Genomic DNA, 15,365 nt, shown 5'->3' on the forward strand with positions numbered 1-15,365 from the left:
AAGGTGTCATCTCCAGGTCCCTATGATGAAAATGAAGAACTGATATTAAAGGCCCAGAAAGGGGATATAGAAGCCAAAACCCGTTTATATGAGGCAAATAAAGGACTTATTTATATGGTGCTGGAAAGGTTTAAAAATACTTCCTATGACTATGAAGACCTGTTTCAGGTAGGATCTATAGGTTTGCTGAAGGCTATTGACAAGTTTGACTTCAATTTTAATGTGCGCTTTTCTACATATGCTGTTCCCATGATAATAGGGGAAATTAAAAAATTTTTGCGTGATGACGGCATAGTCAAGGTACAGCGGGGGGTAAAAGAAATATATGCCAAGGTCAGATGGGCGGAGGACAAGCTGAGATCTGACCTGGGCAGGGAGCCGACCGTTAATGAACTGGCAGATTTTCTGGAGATAAGCAAGGAAGATATAGTCCTGGCTATGGAAGCCTGTCAGGCTCCTGCCTACATCCATGATGTCATGCCTTCAGATGAAAAAGAACAGCTGTCTCTTATAGATAAAATTCCGGTAGATGAAAGCAATACGGTTTTGCTGGAACATATAGCCCTGAGGGAAGCCATGGATAAGCTGGACCCGCGGGAGCGGGAAGTCATCATAAGACGTTTTTTCAGGGACGAGACCCAGGCTGCTATTGCTCAAAACCTTGGGGTTTCCCAGGTGCAGGTTTCGCGTATCGAAAAAGCGGCTATAAACAAACTTAAAGGGATACTTGAATAAAACTCCTCTCTTTTAGAAAAAATAGATACAAAAAAGTAAAGGAGGAGTCAATCTTGCATGTAAAAGTTGCTGAACTGGTGGCTGAATCCAAAAAAAGCTGGCAGGATGCCATAGAAACAGCTGTGGCAGAAGCTTCCAAAACCTATAAAAACATAACCGGGGTAGAAGTTTACAACATGACGGCTGACTGCAGGGACAACAAGATTATTGAGTACAAGGCCAATATAGGCATAGCCTATGTAGAGTAAGGCAAAGAAAAAACAGCACCTTTTAAGGTGTTGTTTTTTTTAAAAGGGCAGGTGGCAGAAAATTTATAATTTCAGGTAGCTTATTTTATGATGAAAATGTTTAAAATATTCTGTAACAAAATTAAAGTTGATGTTCTGTATGTCAAATCTCCTCCAGTGTATGATGATATTGGTGTGCTTATATTGGCATTTGATGGTCTTACTACTTTGTTGTAGGTTGATTTCCATGTCCAGTAGATATAGTCTAATGAAGAGTTACATTTGTCTTTTGGATTTGTAAACTGTGATCTATAGTCATTTAATTTGGAGGGTTCAACTATTACTTCTTTAACTCTAGTGTCAGTTGTGTAGTAATATTCATAACTATTATTATTTATTCTAATAATTTCATCTGCTAATTTAGAAAAATTTGACGCTTCAACTTCAAAAACTGGTATCACAAATGTAATAATAAATACAAACAAAGTAACTAAACCACAAACCATCCCAAATTTTTGTGCCCTCAATTTCAATACCTCCAATCTTTATATTTTTCCTTCAGCTAAATCTACTAAATGGGTTAAATCATGAACAAGCTGAGCCTCCACTACATATCCCTGCCCGCTAGATGGGAAATAAACATCTAATGCAACCACATGGTTGTCTCTTGTGTCAATGCCCATTATTACTTCTTGTTCTCCCTCAAATACTCCTGGTTTAGTTCCTAGCAAGCTTCTATCAAACTTGACATAAGGGTATTCTTTCTTTATAAATTCTGTCAGTTCATTGTAGTCTTCGTCATCTAATACCGAAGGATTAGGAGTAAACTGAACATACTCATTCGCCGGTGCTACCCGTTTCAGCCTGTCTAGTTCACTTTTCACATATGCTATCTCCTGTGGGGTGAGGGTTGAGGGAGCGGGGTTGTTCTTTTTGTTGATTAGGTCGATGATGTCGTTGATGTCGGGTTTTTCCATTCCTTCAGGGTATGCGATGACAAGTTTGTGATTGCTGTCCCAGTCAACCTTGAACCCAAGACCTTCTGCTACATACCTTGCAGGCAGCATGGTGCGACCTGGCTTTTCGATAAAGGGGGCTACATCCATAGTTAAACCTTCCTGCTGGGAGTCTGGCTTGGTTACCTGCATTGTCTTACTGCCGATTTTGAGTTTGAGGGTGTTTTTGCCCTTGAGGGTTGCGGTTTGCTGTTGCGCGTTCCAGTTGATATTGTCGTTGTCTACTCCAAGAGCATTGGCTAAAAATCTGACAGGAACAAAGCTTCTATTGCTTACTACCTTGGGGGCTGCGTCCATCCTTGTCGCTTCAATATACCCACTGTCCACATCCTTCACATAATAATTATAATCCCCCATCCTGAAAACAATCACCTTATTATACCCAGCATATAAAACCTCATCCCGGGAAAAATCATCCCCTATATACTCATAACCAGCTGTAGCAGGAGGAGAAAAAACCAGAGAAAAAACAGCTAAAGAAAACAAAAACCTTCTAAAAAACGAAAAAGGAGAAAAAGCCATAAAAAACCATCCTTTCCTAAAAAATATTAAAGCAGCCAGAGAAAAAATTCCTCATAAAAAAAGAAAATCCTTTCGTAAGGAATAAAAAATAACAAAAAACTCTTTAAATCTTTATCCTGAAAATTAAAAAATAGATTTTAAAACTTAATTTTCTAAGAACAAAAAATGATTTTAGGTTTTAAAATTTAATTTTTATTAAAAATTTAAATTACATTTAAAATCCAATTGAGAAAGAACAGATGTTTGAGGATTAAACATAAAACTCCTTGTCTAAAGCCATTTAATTCCATATAATCTAAACAAAAAAGGAGAAAACCTTAATGAGCGACATAGCAAACCTCCACGACAGATACTTCAAAGAATACCTGGAAAACCCCGGGATAGCGGAAAAATTCCTTAATGAAATCCTTCCCGAGAGGATAAAAAACATAGCTGACCTGAAAACCCTTACCTTCCAGAAAGAAAGCTTCATAAGCCAGGAACTGAAAGAAGCCTATTCCGACCTCCTTTTCAAAGGCAGGCTAAAGAGCGGGAGAGATATATACATATACTTCCTGATAGAACACAAAAGCTACCTGTATGAACTGACCCCCTTCCAGCTCTTAAAATACATGGTAAACATCTGGGAAAGGGAGATAAACAAAGAGAAAAAGAAAAAACTGACCCCCATAATCCCGGTAGTCTTCTACCACGGGGAAGAGAAGTGGAGGTCCTCTTGCGAATTCACAGAGCTTATAGAAGGGGAAAGGGAAAAAGGGGAGCTAGAAGAATACCTTCCCCGCTTCAGGCATATATTATATGAGCTGGGGGAAAAAGAGGCAGTGGAAAAAGCGGGGGACGCTGTCATAAGGGTATTCTTGAGGAGCCTGTTTTTAAAAAAGGTAAAAGGGGAAGAAGAGGTAAAGATTTTGTTGAGGGAGACCTTAAAAGAGGTAAGGGAGATAGGAGGAGAGTACGGCTATTTATTAAAGAGCGTAATTTTGTATATAATAAAGACAGCGGAGAAGCTGGAAAAAGAAGTGCTGTTTGACTATGTGGAAGAGCTGATCCCGGAGAGGAGGGGTGAGATAATGACGATAGCTGAGCAGCTTATAAAGGAAGGCATGGAGAAGGGGAGAATGGAAGGTATAAGGGAAGGGATGGAGAAAGGCATAGAGAAAGGTATAGAAAAAGGCATAGAGAAAACAGCTATAAACGCGTTAAAGAAAGGATTACCCATAGAGACCATAGCTGAACTTACCGGTCTTTCTGTTGAAAGGATAGAAAAACTGAAGAAAGAGCTTAATTAGGGAATTGGATATTTTAAAAAACAATGATGTAGATTAAAAAGCAACCAGAAATTGCGGGCAGGAAATTGCTTTTTGCTTTTTTGTTTACCCTTTTGTTGGGAGTGGAATCAGGAAGTGTAAAGCTTGCCATGAGCGAGACACGGGAGCGAATTGAGTCCCTTTTGCGGCATAAATGCAGGAATGCATAACTTTTTTCGAGCTAACAGGTAAACCAAAGTGTCATAAGAAAAAGAAAAACGAAGGGAGAGCTGGCTGTTTGCGGTTTGCACAAAAATATTTTAATAAAGATGGATTTATTATCCGTAATCAATAAAGATGAGCGATAGGATGCAGGTTTTTATGGATGTTGGGTTTTGAAAAACTGTGAGGTGGATTTATTTAAAAAAATACTTGACAGAAGCATATTTTTATTTTTAAATAAGTATAAATTGAATAGCCTGTTTTTAGATGAGCTGAGATGAGTTGAGAAGAGGGGAGTTAGGAGAGATGAGCCGGTATGGGTATTTTCCTGCCAGCATGTCCTCTCATGCTGGTTTTTGTTTGCCTTTATCCGGAGGAAGGATGTTTTTTACTCCGGAAGAAGTGAATAACCTGCTTTGTGTTTATGACTATGTGCCTCTTTGTGCCTGTCTTGAGGCCTATGATCTAGACCTTTTTGCCTGCTATGAAAAGATAAATCCCCTTTCCCCGGCCTGTGTGCTGGAAAGCTTGAGCGGCCGGGAAAATAACCGCTATTCTATATTGGCCTTTCATCCCTTGAAGGTTCTGGCTTCCCCTTTGCAGGATGGAAATGTTGATAAGCTTAAGGAGTTTTTGAGCCAGGTTAAGGCATACCGCTTAAACCTGCCTTTTTTCTACGGCGGGCTTATAGGGTATTTTAACTATGAGGCGGGGCTGGTTTTTCATGGATTAAAGCCTTTAAATCCCGGCGTAAAAAGCTATTATTTTTTCCTGCCCGGCAGGGTGCTGGTTTATGACCGGCAGGAAAAAAATCTTTATGGCTTTGTATGGCTTAGAAAAGAAAAAGACAGTTATCCGGATATTTTAAGGGCCTGCGGGGAACTGGACGTTCTTTTAAAGCAGGCCCTGGAGAGCAAAAGGGAAGAAGTGGGAGAAGCTGATTTAAAAGAAGCCTGGCATGATGAGTATCTTAATTCTTTCTGTCAGAGTGTTGATAAAGCTGAATTCTGCTCTATGGTGGATAAGGCCAGGGAATATATAAGATGCGGGGATATATTTCAGGTGGTGCTGTCCCGGCGCTTGTGGAAAGAGAGCCAGGCAGACGAAAAGAAGGTTTACCGCTATCTGCGGGGTATAAATCCTTCCCCTTACATGTTTTTTATGGCTCTGGAGGATGAGGTACTGCTGGGGGCTTCCCCGGAGATGATGGCAAAAGTAGACAGGGGGATAATAAAAACCCGGCCGATTGCCGGAACGCGCAAGGTTTCCCCTTTAAGCCTTACCGATGAAGACCTTAAATCCCTTTTGCATGATGAAAAGGAGAGGGCTGAACACCTTATGCTGGTAGACCTGGGGCGCAACGACATAGGCCGGGTAAGCAAGGCTGGAACCGTGGAAGTGGAGGAATTTTTTGTTCCGGAGCTTTATTCGCATGTTATGCATATAGTTTCCACGGTAAGGGGAGTTCTTAAAGAGGGTAAAGACGCGCTGGACGGCTTTGCAGCATGTTTTCCGGCGGGAACCCTGACCGGGGCTCCCAAGAAGAGAGCGATGGAGATAATAAGCGAACTGGAAAAAAGGGAGCGCGGCTTTTACGGCGGGGCAGTAGGCTATATAAATTTTGACGGCTGCCTTGATTCCTGCATAACCATAAGGGCGATATGGAAAAAGGACGGGGTTTATTATTTGCAAAGTGGAGCTGGTATTGTGGCTGATTCGGTACCGGAGAGGGAGTTTGAAGAGACGGTAAATAAGGCTAAAGCCCTGATTCTGGCTATAAAAAAGGCGGAGGAGGAGAGGTAGATGATTCTTTTTATAGACAATTATGATTCTTTTACCTATAACCTGGTACAGTATGTAGAAGAAGCGGGGGAAGAGGTGCTGGTATATTCGAATGATGGAATAAGTGTTGATGAAATAGAGGAGATTTCCCCGCAGGGAATAATAATTTCTCCCGGTCCCGGTAATCCTTATGAAGCTGGCATATGTATAGAAGTTATAAGAAAGCTGGGGGCTAAAATCCCTATTCTGGGCGTCTGCCTGGGGCATCAGGCTATTGCCTGTGCCTATGGGGGAAAGGTAGGAATAAACTGGCGGCTTATGCACGGCAAGGTTTCCCCGGTTTACCATGATGGAAAGGTAATATATGAGGGGATGAAAAATCCTTTCCGGGCAACCCGCTATCATTCGCTGGTGGTGAAAAAGGACAGTTTGCCTTCTGAACTTTTGGTTACAGCGTATACTAAGGAAGGTGAAATAATGGGGATAAGGCACCGAAGTTTCCCGGTGGAAGGGGTGCAGTTTCATCCGGAATCGATAATGACGGAGGAAGGGAAGAAGCTTATCCGCAATTTTGTAAAACTTAGCCGGCAGAAGCTGGTTTTTGTATAAAAAATACTGGCTGAGAAGAGATGAGATGAGAATGGAGGAGATGAGTATGATGCTGGAAAGTTATTTAAAAAGAGTAACGGGAGGGGAATTTTTAACCCGTAGTGAAGCTTATGAAGTAGCGAAGATGCTTCTCAGGGGAGAAATTCCGGAGATTAAAGCAGCCGCTTTTTTAGCTGCCATGCGGGCACGCAAGGAAAGCAGTGCTGAGATTTTAGGGTTTGTGGATGCTATTTATGAAGAAGCTCGAAAGGTAGAGGTAAACTTGGAAGTTATGGATACCTGCGGAACAGGCGGCGATGGGCTTAATACTTTTAATATATCTACCCTTGCCGCTCTGGTAGTCGCTGCCTGCGGGGTGCCGGTGGCCAAACACGGCAACCGGGCGGTTACCGGGAAAGTAGGCAGTGCTGATATACTGGAAAACCTGGGGGTAAACATAGATATTGCACCGGATAAGGCAGCTTTTATGCTGGAGGAGATCGGAATCACTTTCCTGTTTGCCCCCCGCTATCATCCGATTTTGAAAGAGGTGGCTCCTTTACGGAAAACATTAGGTTTTCCCACAATATTTAATTTCCTGGGTCCACTTCTTAACCCCTGTTCCCTTACTTATCAGGTGATGGGGGTAGCTGATGCCTCTATGCAGACTAAAATAGCGGAAACTTTGAAGGAACTAGGTTTAAAGCGGGCAATGGTAGTGCGTGGGGAAAACGGCATGGATGAGATAAGTCCCCAGGGGAAAACCCGTATTCTGGAAATCGAAGGAGATTTAATCTATGCCTATAAACTGGATGCTGTAGAATTGGGTTTTCACCGGATTACCCTGGATATGCTCCGGGGAGGGGATTTGAAACGGAATATGGATATTTTCCTTCAGGTACTTAATGGAGGGATGATACCGGCCAGGCAGGCGGTAGTCCTCAATGCTGCGGCTGCTCTTAAGGTGGCTGGGAAGGCCAAGGATATCAATGAAGGGATTAAGATGGCTTATGAAGCGCTAGACAGCGGCAGGGCACGGGATAAGCTGAAGCAGATGATAAGCTACAGCCGGGATGAGGTGAAGGTATGCTTGAGAAGATAATAGAGGTGAAGAAAAAAGAGATAGAAAAGCTTATAGAGCAATATGGCCCGGGAATTTTTAATTGTCCGCAGGAAGAAGTGAGAAATCCCCTTCCTTTTTTAAAAAGCCCGGACGGCAGTATGCGGGTAATAGCGGAGATAAAAAAAGCCTCCCTGGCCAGGGGGGATTTGAATATAAACCTTGAACCGGCAGATACGGCACTTGAATATGAAGTTAACGGGGCATCCTGTATTTCAGTGCTTACGGAAGAAGTCTTTTTCAAGGGGGATAAAAATTTTATCCCGGAGATAAAGAAAAAGGTGAAACTTCCAATCCTGCGCAAGGATTTTATTATCCATGAAGTGCAGCTTTTTGAGACAAAAGTTCTGGGGGCTGATTTGGTCCTTCTTATAGCAGCCGCTTTAAGTTATGAAGAACTTCTCTATCTGGTGGAAAAAGCCCTGGATTTGGGGATAGAGCCGGTGGTAGAGGTATACAGTGAGGAAGAAGCCGGGCTGCTTGATGACCTGCCGGCAAGGATAGCAGCCGTAAATAACCGGAATTTAAGGACTCTTGAGGTAGATATTAAGAACAGCCTGCGCCTTGCAGACTGTTTGCCTCCTTCCCTGGTGCGCATAAGTGCCAGCGGGATAAAAAGCAGGGAAGACCTGAAGCTGCTTGAGAGGTACGGATATCATGCCGTGCTGGTGGGGGAAAGCCTGGTAACAGCCTCCAGCCCGGGAGATAAGCTTAAGGAACTTTTATCTTACCGGGAGGCAGCAGTATGACTCTGGTTAAGATATGCGGCATAAGGGAGGAAAAAGAGGCGCTGGCTGCCATTAAATATGGAGCCTGGGCTATCGGGGAGGTTTTTGCCCCTTCCCGGCGCAGGATAGGGGTGGAAAATGCAGCTGCCATAAATTACAGCCTGCAGGGGCGGATAATCAAAATAGGGGTTTTTGTAAATGAAGACATAAAAGAGCTCCACTATATAGCAAGGAGCTGTTTCCTTGATATGGTACAGCTGCACGGGGATGAAAGCCCGGAATATGCTGCGGAAGTAAAGTATCCGGTTATCAAGGCTTTCCAGGTAGAGAAAATGATGACCTGGGAAGATGTGAAGGGTTTTAAAGCATATGCCTATCTTTTTGACACTCCAGCACCGGATAAGAGGGGAGGAAGCGGGCAGGTTTTTGACTGGGAGCTTATTGCCGGTTTTAGGGGACGGGGAAATATTATCCTGGCAGGAGGCCTGTCACAAGATAATGTAAAAGAGGCGATTTTGAGAGTAAGGCCGATGGCGGTTGATGTGTCAAGCGGGGTGGAGTTTCCAGATGGTGGTAAAGATCCGGAAAAGATAAAGGCTTTTATGGAAAAGGTAAAGGAGGCCGATAGGGATGTATCCTGATGAGAAGGGATATTTCGGAAGGTATGGAGGAAGGTTTGTGCCGGAAACCCTGATTCCGGCTCTGGAAGAGATAGAGAAAAATTATTTCAGGCTTAAGGATGATGAGCGTTTTAAATCTGAACTGTGTAAGCTCCTTGACGATTATGCCGGCCGGCCGTCCCCCCTTTATCTGGCGGAGCGCTTGAGCGAAAAAATGGGGGGAGCCAGGATATATCTGAAGCGGGAAGATTTGAACCACACCGGCTCCCACAAGATAAATAACACGCTGGGGCAGGCGCTTTTGGCCAGGTATATGGGAAAAAAGAGGCTTATAGCTGAAACGGGGGCTGGCCAGCATGGGGTAGCAACGGCGACGGCAGCAGCGGTCCTGGGGCTTTCCTGCACTGTCTATATGGGAGCCAGGGATGCGGAAAGGCAGAGGCTCAATGTTTTCCGCATGGAGATGCTGGGGGCAGAAGTGGTGAAGGTGGACAAAGGGAGCAGAACCCTGAAAGATGCTTCCAACGAAGCCTTCCGCGACTTTATAAGGAGTTTTGAATACTCCCATATGGTAATAGGTTCAGTGGTAGGTCCCCATCCCTATCCGGTAATGGTAAGGGATTTTCAGGCCGTAATAGGAAGGGAGCTTAAAGAGCAGTTTTTTAAGCGGGAAGGAAGGCTGCCGGATTATATAGTGGCCTGTGTGGGTGGAGGCAGCAATGCCATGGGGATATTCTACCCTTTTTTGAATGAAAAAGGGGTTAAGCTGGTCGGGGTAGAGGCGGGAGGACAGGGGATTGATTTTGGCAAACACTGTGCCACTTTATCCCGGGGAAAGGAAGGGGTTTTACACGGGGCTTTGAGCCTTCTTCTGCAGGATGAACACGGGCAGGTGGCCCCCACCCATTCGGTTTCTGCCGGGCTTGACTATCCCGGGGTAGGGCCGGAACATGCCTTTTTAAAGGAGACGAAGCAGGCAGAGTATGTTTATGTAACAGATGAGGAGGCCCTTGATGCCTTTTATAAATTGAGCAGGCTGGAAGGGATAATACCGGCCCTGGAAAGTGCCCATGCCCTGGCTTACGCGCTTAAACTGGCTCCTCACCTGGGGCCTGAACAGTCGATAGTCGTGAATCTTTCCGGACGGGGCGACAAAGATGTGGAACAGGCAGCAAGGCTTAAGGAGGTTAAGGCAGTATGACGGAATTGCGGGAGAAGTTTGCTTATTTTAGAAAAAGCGGCGAAATGGGGATAGTTGCTTTTATCATGTCCCTTCTGCCGGATGAAAAGATTTGTCTGGACTGCATAAAAGCCCTGGAACAGGGGGGATGTGATGTGCTGGAACTGGGGATTCCCTTTTCAGACCCTCTGGCAGATGGAGAGGTAATTGAAAGGTTCCACCACCGGGGAGTGGAAAAAGGGCTTAATCTTGAGAAGGGTTTGGAGTTTGCCTTTAAAGTGAAGGAAGCGGTGCGCATGCCGCTTATCATATTTACCTATTTTAATCCGGTTTACCAGCTGGGGATGGAAAATTTTAAGGAACAGGCTGAAAAGATTGGAGCTGAAGCGGTAATAGTACCCGACCTGCCTCTGGAGGAGCTTTCCCGGCTTAAGAACAGGGGAATGGAAGTTGTTCCCCTGATAGCTCCCAGCACCCCGCAGGAAAGGATTAAAAAAGCGGACAGTTTTAACCCCCCTTTTATATACTGTGTGTCGGTGCGGGGAACTACCGGCATGCAGAACCTGCCGGAAGGAGAGATAAAAGATTATCTGGCCCGGGCCAGAAATCATGCCTCTTCTCCTCTGGCGCTGGGTTTTGGCATTTCCTCCCCGGAACAGGTAAACAGGTTCAGGGGCTATGCTGATGCAGTGGTGGTGGGAAGCCTTCTGGCTTTTATTATTGAAGAACATAAAGGCCAGGAGGGAAAACTTCCCCGCAGGCTGGAAGAGACTGTACGAAAGCTTAAGCGAGCTGGTTCTTCTTAAGTTCTGCCTGATAGGCACGGTAGCCTGGGCACCAGGAAGTGTGCCATTTCCACAAACGGTAGAGCAGAGAACGCTGGTTTTTCTCTGCTTTTTTTCTTATGGGGCAGTTTGCGCAGCGGTGAGCCATAAAAGAGCCTCCTTTATTTTTTATAGTAGCGGCTGCCGTCGTATTCCACAAGGCCAAGGCGCATAAGCCTTTGCAGATGTTTCAGGAGGGATACCTTTTCAAAAAAGGCATAGAGCTCTTCCGGTTTTTTGAAAAGCCCGTAAACTATTTTGAGGTTTACCAGTTCTTCAATGGTTCTGGGAGTTTTCAGGGCCTTGATTATTTTTTCTTCTTTGGCGTAGAGCTTATCCAGATATTTTTTAAGTTCCCTTACTGTATCTTTTTTGATGAGTCCCCGGTGTCCGGAAAGGATTATTTCCGGATTTAAATCGATTATTTTTTCAATGGACTCTATGGTCTGGTCAACATCGCTTACCTCATTTCCATACCAGGGGCCAAAGCTCGTAAGGTCAATATCCCCGGAAAGGAGCAGCCCCTTTTCCCTCCAGAAAAGGACGCAGTGCCCCGGGGTGTGTCCGGGGGTGTGGATTACTTCCAGCTCTATTTTGCCCAGCTTTACTGTATCTCCCGGGATCAGCCTTCCATCGATACGGGAAGGCTGATAGTTTAGCGAAGGCAGCAATTTTCTCGCTATCTCACTTCCCCCGTGCCTGTCAAATCCGTAATAAAGGCAGAAATTTTCCACTGACTGCATGGCCGGGATGTCAGCTTCGTGGGCATAAACTTCCACTTCCGGGAAAAGATAATTGGAACCGCAGTGGTCGCGGTGAAAGTGGGTGTTTATTATGCGGTCCACCTTTTTCCCCTCAAGGCTCTGCAAAAGATGGGGGATGAGCGGGGTATCGATTAAGGTTTTGATTTCATCGTCTATATAAAAAAAGAATGAATACGGGAATATGGCGTTTTTTCCAGGTGAAATAAGGTAAATCCCCTCCAGCACATGCTCCATCATGTCTAACTCCCCCTCCCGGAAAACCTTCTGTTTTTAGCGCATCCTGCGGGATCCTCTTTTTTGGGCATTTATTTCTTTGGCTATTTTTCTTTTCTGTCTGCCTTCTTTGGAAAATACGGCCAGGTTTTTTTCTACCTGCCTGCGTCCCCCGATGTATTCATTTTCTAAACCTTTTGCAACTATCAGGGTATGGCCTTCATCAAAGGTTAAGGCTATCGGCAGGTCAGATTCCCCGTATATTACGGTATAGCCGTTATCTTTTATAACCGGGTTTTCCTTGAGGCTTTTGCGGATTTCCTTTTTTATGACTGAAAAATTGCGGCTGCTGTGATGCCCTTTGCCGTGGATGATGTCTATTACAGCAACATTATGTTTTATGCACCAGCTCAGGTTTTTTTCCACCTTTTCCAGCGCTTCATTAAGGCTTAAACCGTGCAGGTCTACGGTTTCTACTCTCATTCCTCTATCATTCCTTTTCCAGATTCCAGTCTAAATTTAGTATAAACATCTGTCATTTAATCCTCAAGACAAATAATTTGAGGATATATTTTCCAAAAATAATAGATATTGCAGGAATTGAATATTGTATATAGAAAAACATAAAACAGGATTTGCTGCATAGATTGAAGTAGAAAAGAGGCAGAGGTGAATAAACATTGTCCCGTCATGATGAGGATAAAGATATTCGTGTAAAATACGGGATGCCAGAAGGCGGCCTTATGTTTGCGGAAGATTATATATTTTTCAATATGATACAGCAGGAGCTTATAGCTGCCAATGAACAGCTTATGGCGGTAGAAGAGGAGCTCAGGAAACAGCTGGAGGAAGCGGAGAGGACCAGGGAAGCCCTGGCCAATGCCCACTATAAACTGGAAATGATACTTGATTTTTTGCCTGACCCTACTTTTGTCATAGACAGCGAAGGGGTAGTTACCATGTGGAACCGGGCCATGGAGGATTTAACCGGCATAAAGGCCCGGGAGATGGTGGGGAAAGGGGATTATGAATATGCTGTGCCTTTTTATGGCAGAAGGCAGCCGATGCTGATTGACCGGGCTTTGCATAAAGGCAGGTATTATTCAGTAAGTGATGATTCCCCCTTCAAGCAGAATATGGAAGTAATGTATGAAGAAATTTTTTCCCCCCAGCTGAAAACAGGAGGAGCCTTTCTTTCCTGCAAGGCGGCACCGCTTTTGGACCATAGAAACTGTGTGGCAGGCGCTATCCAGACTATCCGGGATATAACCGAACAGAAAAGATCAGAACGCATACTGAGGGAAAGTGAGGAAAAATTTCGCTATATCGTGGAAAATATAGAAGACGGTTATTTTGAGGTGGATATAAAAGGCAATTTTACCTACTTTAATGATTTCCTCATAGGGAACATAGGCTATACCAGAATGGAATTCCAGGGCATTAATTTTCGCAGGCTGATGGATGAGGAAAACGGGAATAAGGTTTTTAGCGCTTTTAACCAGGTTTACCGCACCGGCAGGGGCTTGCGGGAGCTCAGCTGGGAGGTGAGGAGAAAAGATGGCAGCTCTCTTTATGTAGAGAGTACTGTACTGCCGATAATTGAAGGAGGAAAAATAACCGGTTTTCGCGGCATAGTACGTAATGTGACGGAGCGCAAAAAGGCGGAAGAAGCTTTGCTTAGAAGTGAGAGAAATCTTAAAAAACAGGTAAAATATCTTAATACTTTGATTAATAACATGAATGAGCTTTTCTTCACTTATGATGTAGAAGGGCGGATTACTTTTGTCAACAAAAGGTCCATGGAGGTAATAGGCTATAACTATGATGAAGTGATAGGACGTTATATACTGGAACTGGTAGCTCCGGGGGATTACATAAGGACAGCCGTTGAAATAGATAAATGCCTGAAACAGGGAAAAGACAGCAGCTATGAGGTAGCGCTCATACATAAGGATGGAAGGGAAATCATCCTGAAAATGAATGCAGCCCCCATAATAGATGAAGATGGGCATATAACGGGCGGTATGGTTCTGGCTGAGGATATAACAGAAAAGAAAAAAACCCTGCGGGAGCTGGAGATAAGCGAAGCCAAGTACCGGGCCATTGTGGAAGACCAGACTGAGCTTATTATGCGTATGGATGCGGATGGGAACATAGATTTTGTCAATGAAGCCTTTTGTCGCTATTACCGCATGAGCAGGGACAAAATCTGCTGTCTTAAATTTACTGACCTGGTATATGAGAATGACCGGGAATATGTGTCCAATTCCCTGAAAGGGCTTAATATGATGAAGTCAGTATGCAATATTGAAAGCCGGGTTAGAATGCCGGATGGGGAGGTGCGCTGGCAGCAGTGGACCCACCGGGCTATATTTAACCGCTGGGCCAAGCTTATTGGCTATCAGTCGGTAGGGCGGGATATTACTGAAAGAAGGAAAACGGAAGAGAGGCTGCATTTTCTGAGCTGCCATGATGCCCTGACCGGCCTTTATAACCGTTTTTATTTTGAAGAACAGATGCAGCTTATGGAAAATGGCAGCAGCAAGCCGGTAGGCCTTATAATGTGCGATGTGGACGGCTTAAAGCTGATAAATGATACCCTGGGGCACAGCCGGGGAGATATGCTGCTTAAATCGGTGGCTCAGGTCCTAAAGGAGTCTTTCCGCCGGGAGGATACGGTAGCCAGGGTAGGGGGAGATGAGTTTGCAGTCCTTTTGCCGGGGGTTAACCGCAAAGGGCTGGAAACAACAGTAAACCGTCTTAGAAATAACATAAAGGAATATAATGAAAAAAGCAGCGATATATTCTTAAGCCTTTCCATAGGCTATGCCTTGAGGGAGTCCTGCAATATGACCATGCAGGAACTTTTCAGGCAGGCAGATAATGCCATGTACCGGGAAAAACTGCACAGCGGCCAGAGCATCAGGAGTTCCATTGTGCATACTTTAACCAAGGCGCTGGAAGCCAGGGATTTTATAACTGAAGGGCACGGGGAAAGGATGCAGGAACTGGTGGTGGCAGTGGCTGAGGAACTGGGGCTTCCGGAAAATACGATAAATGACCTGCGGCTTTTTGCCCAGTTTCATGATATAGGAAAGGTGGGCATACCGGATGCTATCCTTTTTAAGCCCGGGCCTTTAAGTGAGGAAGAATACCAGATTATGAAGGGGCACAGCGAAATCGGCTACCGCATAGCCCTGGCTGCTCCCGAACTGGTTTTTATTGCGGACTGGATATTAAAACACCACGAGTGGTGGAATGGAAAAGGCTATCCTCTGGGTTTAGAGGGAAACCAGATTCCGCTTGAATGCAGGATTTTAAGTATTGCTGATGCTTATGATGCCATGACCAATGATCGGCCTTACCGCCGGGCACTGTCTTCTGAGGAGGCGATAGCAGAACTCAGGCGCTGTGCCGGCATCCAGTTTGACCCCCATCTGGTGGAGGAGTTTATATTTGTCTTAAGGAAAAAGGGGTGCCTTAAGAATTAAATGGTTTTTGCCATAAGCCAGTGTCCTATATTTATGTAGGACAGCTGGCTTATTTTTATGACAAATTATATTAATATTGAAAAAGT

The 15,365-nt window shown here is 44.6% G+C and carries 16 protein-coding genes; 11 read left to right on the top strand and 5 right to left on the bottom strand.

The annotated features are described in order from the left end of the window. Window positions 1-3 precede the first annotated feature (3 nt). Both ACZ42E_RS02865 and ACZ42E_RS02870 read left to right on the top strand, forming a co-directional pair. Window positions 4-735, top strand: a complete 732-nt coding sequence (locus ACZ42E_RS02865) for a SigB/SigF/SigG family RNA polymerase sigma factor (protein WP_464892950.1) — start codon at window positions 4-6, stop codon at window positions 733-735. Between the two features lie 53 nt (window positions 736-788). After that, complete coding sequence (locus ACZ42E_RS02870; RefSeq protein ID WP_464892951.1) at window positions 789-983, top strand: dodecin family protein; 195 nt, start codon at window positions 789-791, stop codon at window positions 981-983. A gap of 80 nt (window positions 984-1,063) precedes the next feature. On the opposite strand, the gene ACZ42E_RS02875 is transcribed toward ACZ42E_RS02870, so the two are convergent. Continuing rightward, on the bottom strand, window positions 1,064-1,489 hold the full coding sequence (locus ACZ42E_RS02875) for a hypothetical protein (protein ID WP_464892952.1): 426 nt from the start codon (window positions 1,487-1,489) through the stop codon (window positions 1,064-1,066). 18 nt (window positions 1,490-1,507) lie between these two features. Beyond that, entirely contained in the window at window positions 1,508-2,500 is a 993-nt protein-coding gene (locus ACZ42E_RS02880; protein WP_464892953.1) for a copper amine oxidase N-terminal domain-containing protein, read from the bottom strand. 320 nt (window positions 2,501-2,820) lie between these two features. Here ACZ42E_RS02880 and ACZ42E_RS02885 point away from each other — a divergent pair, with 320 nt between their 5' ends. From ACZ42E_RS02885 to trpA, 8 genes are all read left to right on the top strand, one after another. Continuing rightward, entirely contained in the window at window positions 2,821-3,789 is a 969-nt protein-coding gene (locus tag ACZ42E_RS02885) for an Rpn family recombination-promoting nuclease/putative transposase (RefSeq protein ID WP_464892954.1), read from the top strand. 486 nt (window positions 3,790-4,275) lie between these two features. Further along, on the top strand, window positions 4,276-5,772 hold the full coding sequence (locus tag ACZ42E_RS02890; protein WP_464892955.1) for an anthranilate synthase component I family protein: 1,497 nt from the start codon (window positions 4,276-4,278) through the stop codon (window positions 5,770-5,772). Beyond that, the gene (locus ACZ42E_RS02895; RefSeq protein WP_464892956.1) at window positions 5,773-6,360 is read left to right on the top strand and encodes an anthranilate synthase component II; all 588 of its coding nucleotides are present in this window, start codon (window positions 5,773-5,775) and stop codon (window positions 6,358-6,360) included. It begins immediately after the preceding gene. Further along, window positions 6,353-7,441 (top strand): anthranilate phosphoribosyltransferase, encoded by a 1,089-nt coding sequence (trpD, locus tag ACZ42E_RS02900; protein WP_464892957.1) that lies wholly within the window; start codon window positions 6,353-6,355, stop codon window positions 7,439-7,441. Before ACZ42E_RS02895 ends, trpD begins: the two co-directional genes overlap by 8 nt. After that, window positions 7,426-8,208 (top strand): indole-3-glycerol phosphate synthase TrpC, encoded by a 783-nt coding sequence (locus ACZ42E_RS02905; RefSeq protein WP_464892958.1) that lies wholly within the window; start codon window positions 7,426-7,428, stop codon window positions 8,206-8,208. The genes trpD and ACZ42E_RS02905 overlap by 16 nt, the downstream gene beginning before the upstream one ends. Then, window positions 8,205-8,828 (top strand): phosphoribosylanthranilate isomerase, encoded by a 624-nt coding sequence (locus ACZ42E_RS02910; RefSeq protein ID WP_464892959.1) that lies wholly within the window; start codon window positions 8,205-8,207, stop codon window positions 8,826-8,828. The genes ACZ42E_RS02905 and ACZ42E_RS02910 overlap by 4 nt, the downstream gene beginning before the upstream one ends. After that, a complete protein-coding gene (gene trpB / locus ACZ42E_RS02915; protein ID WP_464892960.1) occupies window positions 8,818-10,008 on the top strand; it encodes a tryptophan synthase subunit beta in 1,191 nt (396 codons plus the stop codon). Before ACZ42E_RS02910 ends, trpB begins: the two co-directional genes overlap by 11 nt. Next, window positions 10,005-10,793: a tryptophan synthase subunit alpha gene (gene trpA, locus ACZ42E_RS02920; protein WP_464892961.1), complete on the top strand. Its 789-nt coding sequence runs from the start codon at window positions 10,005-10,007 to the stop codon at window positions 10,791-10,793. Before trpB ends, trpA begins: the two co-directional genes overlap by 4 nt. Here trpA and ACZ42E_RS02925 read toward each other — a convergent pair. From ACZ42E_RS02925 to ACZ42E_RS02935, 3 genes are read right to left on the bottom strand one after another with little or no spacing between them, the layout of a single operon-like run. Beyond that, a complete protein-coding gene (locus ACZ42E_RS02925; RefSeq protein ID WP_464892962.1) occupies window positions 10,771-10,920 on the bottom strand; it encodes a hypothetical protein in 150 nt (49 codons plus the stop codon). The genes trpA and ACZ42E_RS02925 overlap by 23 nt on opposite strands. 13 nt (window positions 10,921-10,933) lie before the next feature. Then, entirely contained in the window at window positions 10,934-11,812 is an 879-nt protein-coding gene (locus ACZ42E_RS02930) for an MBL fold metallo-hydrolase (RefSeq protein ID WP_464892963.1), read from the bottom strand. 33 nt (window positions 11,813-11,845) lie between these two features. Further along, window positions 11,846-12,271, bottom strand: coding sequence for a Smr/MutS family protein (locus tag ACZ42E_RS02935; RefSeq protein ID WP_464892964.1), 426 nt, complete (start codon window positions 12,269-12,271; stop codon window positions 11,846-11,848). 197 nt (window positions 12,272-12,468) lie between these two features. On the opposite strand from ACZ42E_RS02935, the gene ACZ42E_RS02940 reads away from it, so the two are divergent. After that, a complete protein-coding gene (locus ACZ42E_RS02940; RefSeq protein WP_464892965.1) occupies window positions 12,469-15,279 on the top strand; it encodes a PAS domain S-box protein in 2,811 nt (936 codons plus the stop codon). The last annotated feature ends 86 nt before the right edge of the window (window positions 15,280-15,365 follow it).

Source organism: Thermosyntropha tengcongensis (genome assembly GCF_055381335.1).

Excerpts from the sequence above, each read along its gene's own strand:
- ACZ42E_RS02880 (WP_464892953.1), bottom strand. The coding sequence starts at position 2,500 with ATGGCTTTTTCTCCTTTTTCGTTTTTTAGAAGGTTTTTGTTTTCTTTA.
- ACZ42E_RS02885 (WP_464892954.1), top strand. The coding sequence starts at position 2,821 with ATGAGCGACATAGCAAACCTCCACGACAGATACTTCAAAGAATACCTG.
- ACZ42E_RS02890 (WP_464892955.1), top strand. The coding sequence starts at position 4,276 with ATGAGCCGGTATGGGTATTTTCCTGCCAGCATGTCCTCTCATGCTGGT.
- ACZ42E_RS02895 (WP_464892956.1), top strand. The coding sequence starts at position 5,773 with ATGATTCTTTTTATAGACAATTATGATTCTTTTACCTATAACCTGGTA.
- ACZ42E_RS02905 (WP_464892958.1), top strand. The coding sequence starts at position 7,426 with ATGCTTGAGAAGATAATAGAGGTGAAGAAAAAAGAGATAGAAAAGCTT.
- ACZ42E_RS02910 (WP_464892959.1), top strand. The coding sequence starts at position 8,205 with ATGACTCTGGTTAAGATATGCGGCATAAGGGAGGAAAAAGAGGCGCTG.
- trpB (WP_464892960.1), top strand. The coding sequence starts at position 8,818 with ATGTATCCTGATGAGAAGGGATATTTCGGAAGGTATGGAGGAAGGTTT.
- trpA (WP_464892961.1), top strand. The coding sequence starts at position 10,005 with ATGACGGAATTGCGGGAGAAGTTTGCTTATTTTAGAAAAAGCGGCGAA.
- ACZ42E_RS02925 (WP_464892962.1), bottom strand. The coding sequence starts at position 10,920 with ATGGCTCACCGCTGCGCAAACTGCCCCATAAGAAAAAAAGCAGAGAAA.
- ACZ42E_RS02930 (WP_464892963.1), bottom strand. The coding sequence starts at position 11,812 with ATGATGGAGCATGTGCTGGAGGGGATTTACCTTATTTCACCTGGAAAA.
- ACZ42E_RS02935 (WP_464892964.1), bottom strand. The coding sequence starts at position 12,271 with ATGAGAGTAGAAACCGTAGACCTGCACGGTTTAAGCCTTAATGAAGCG.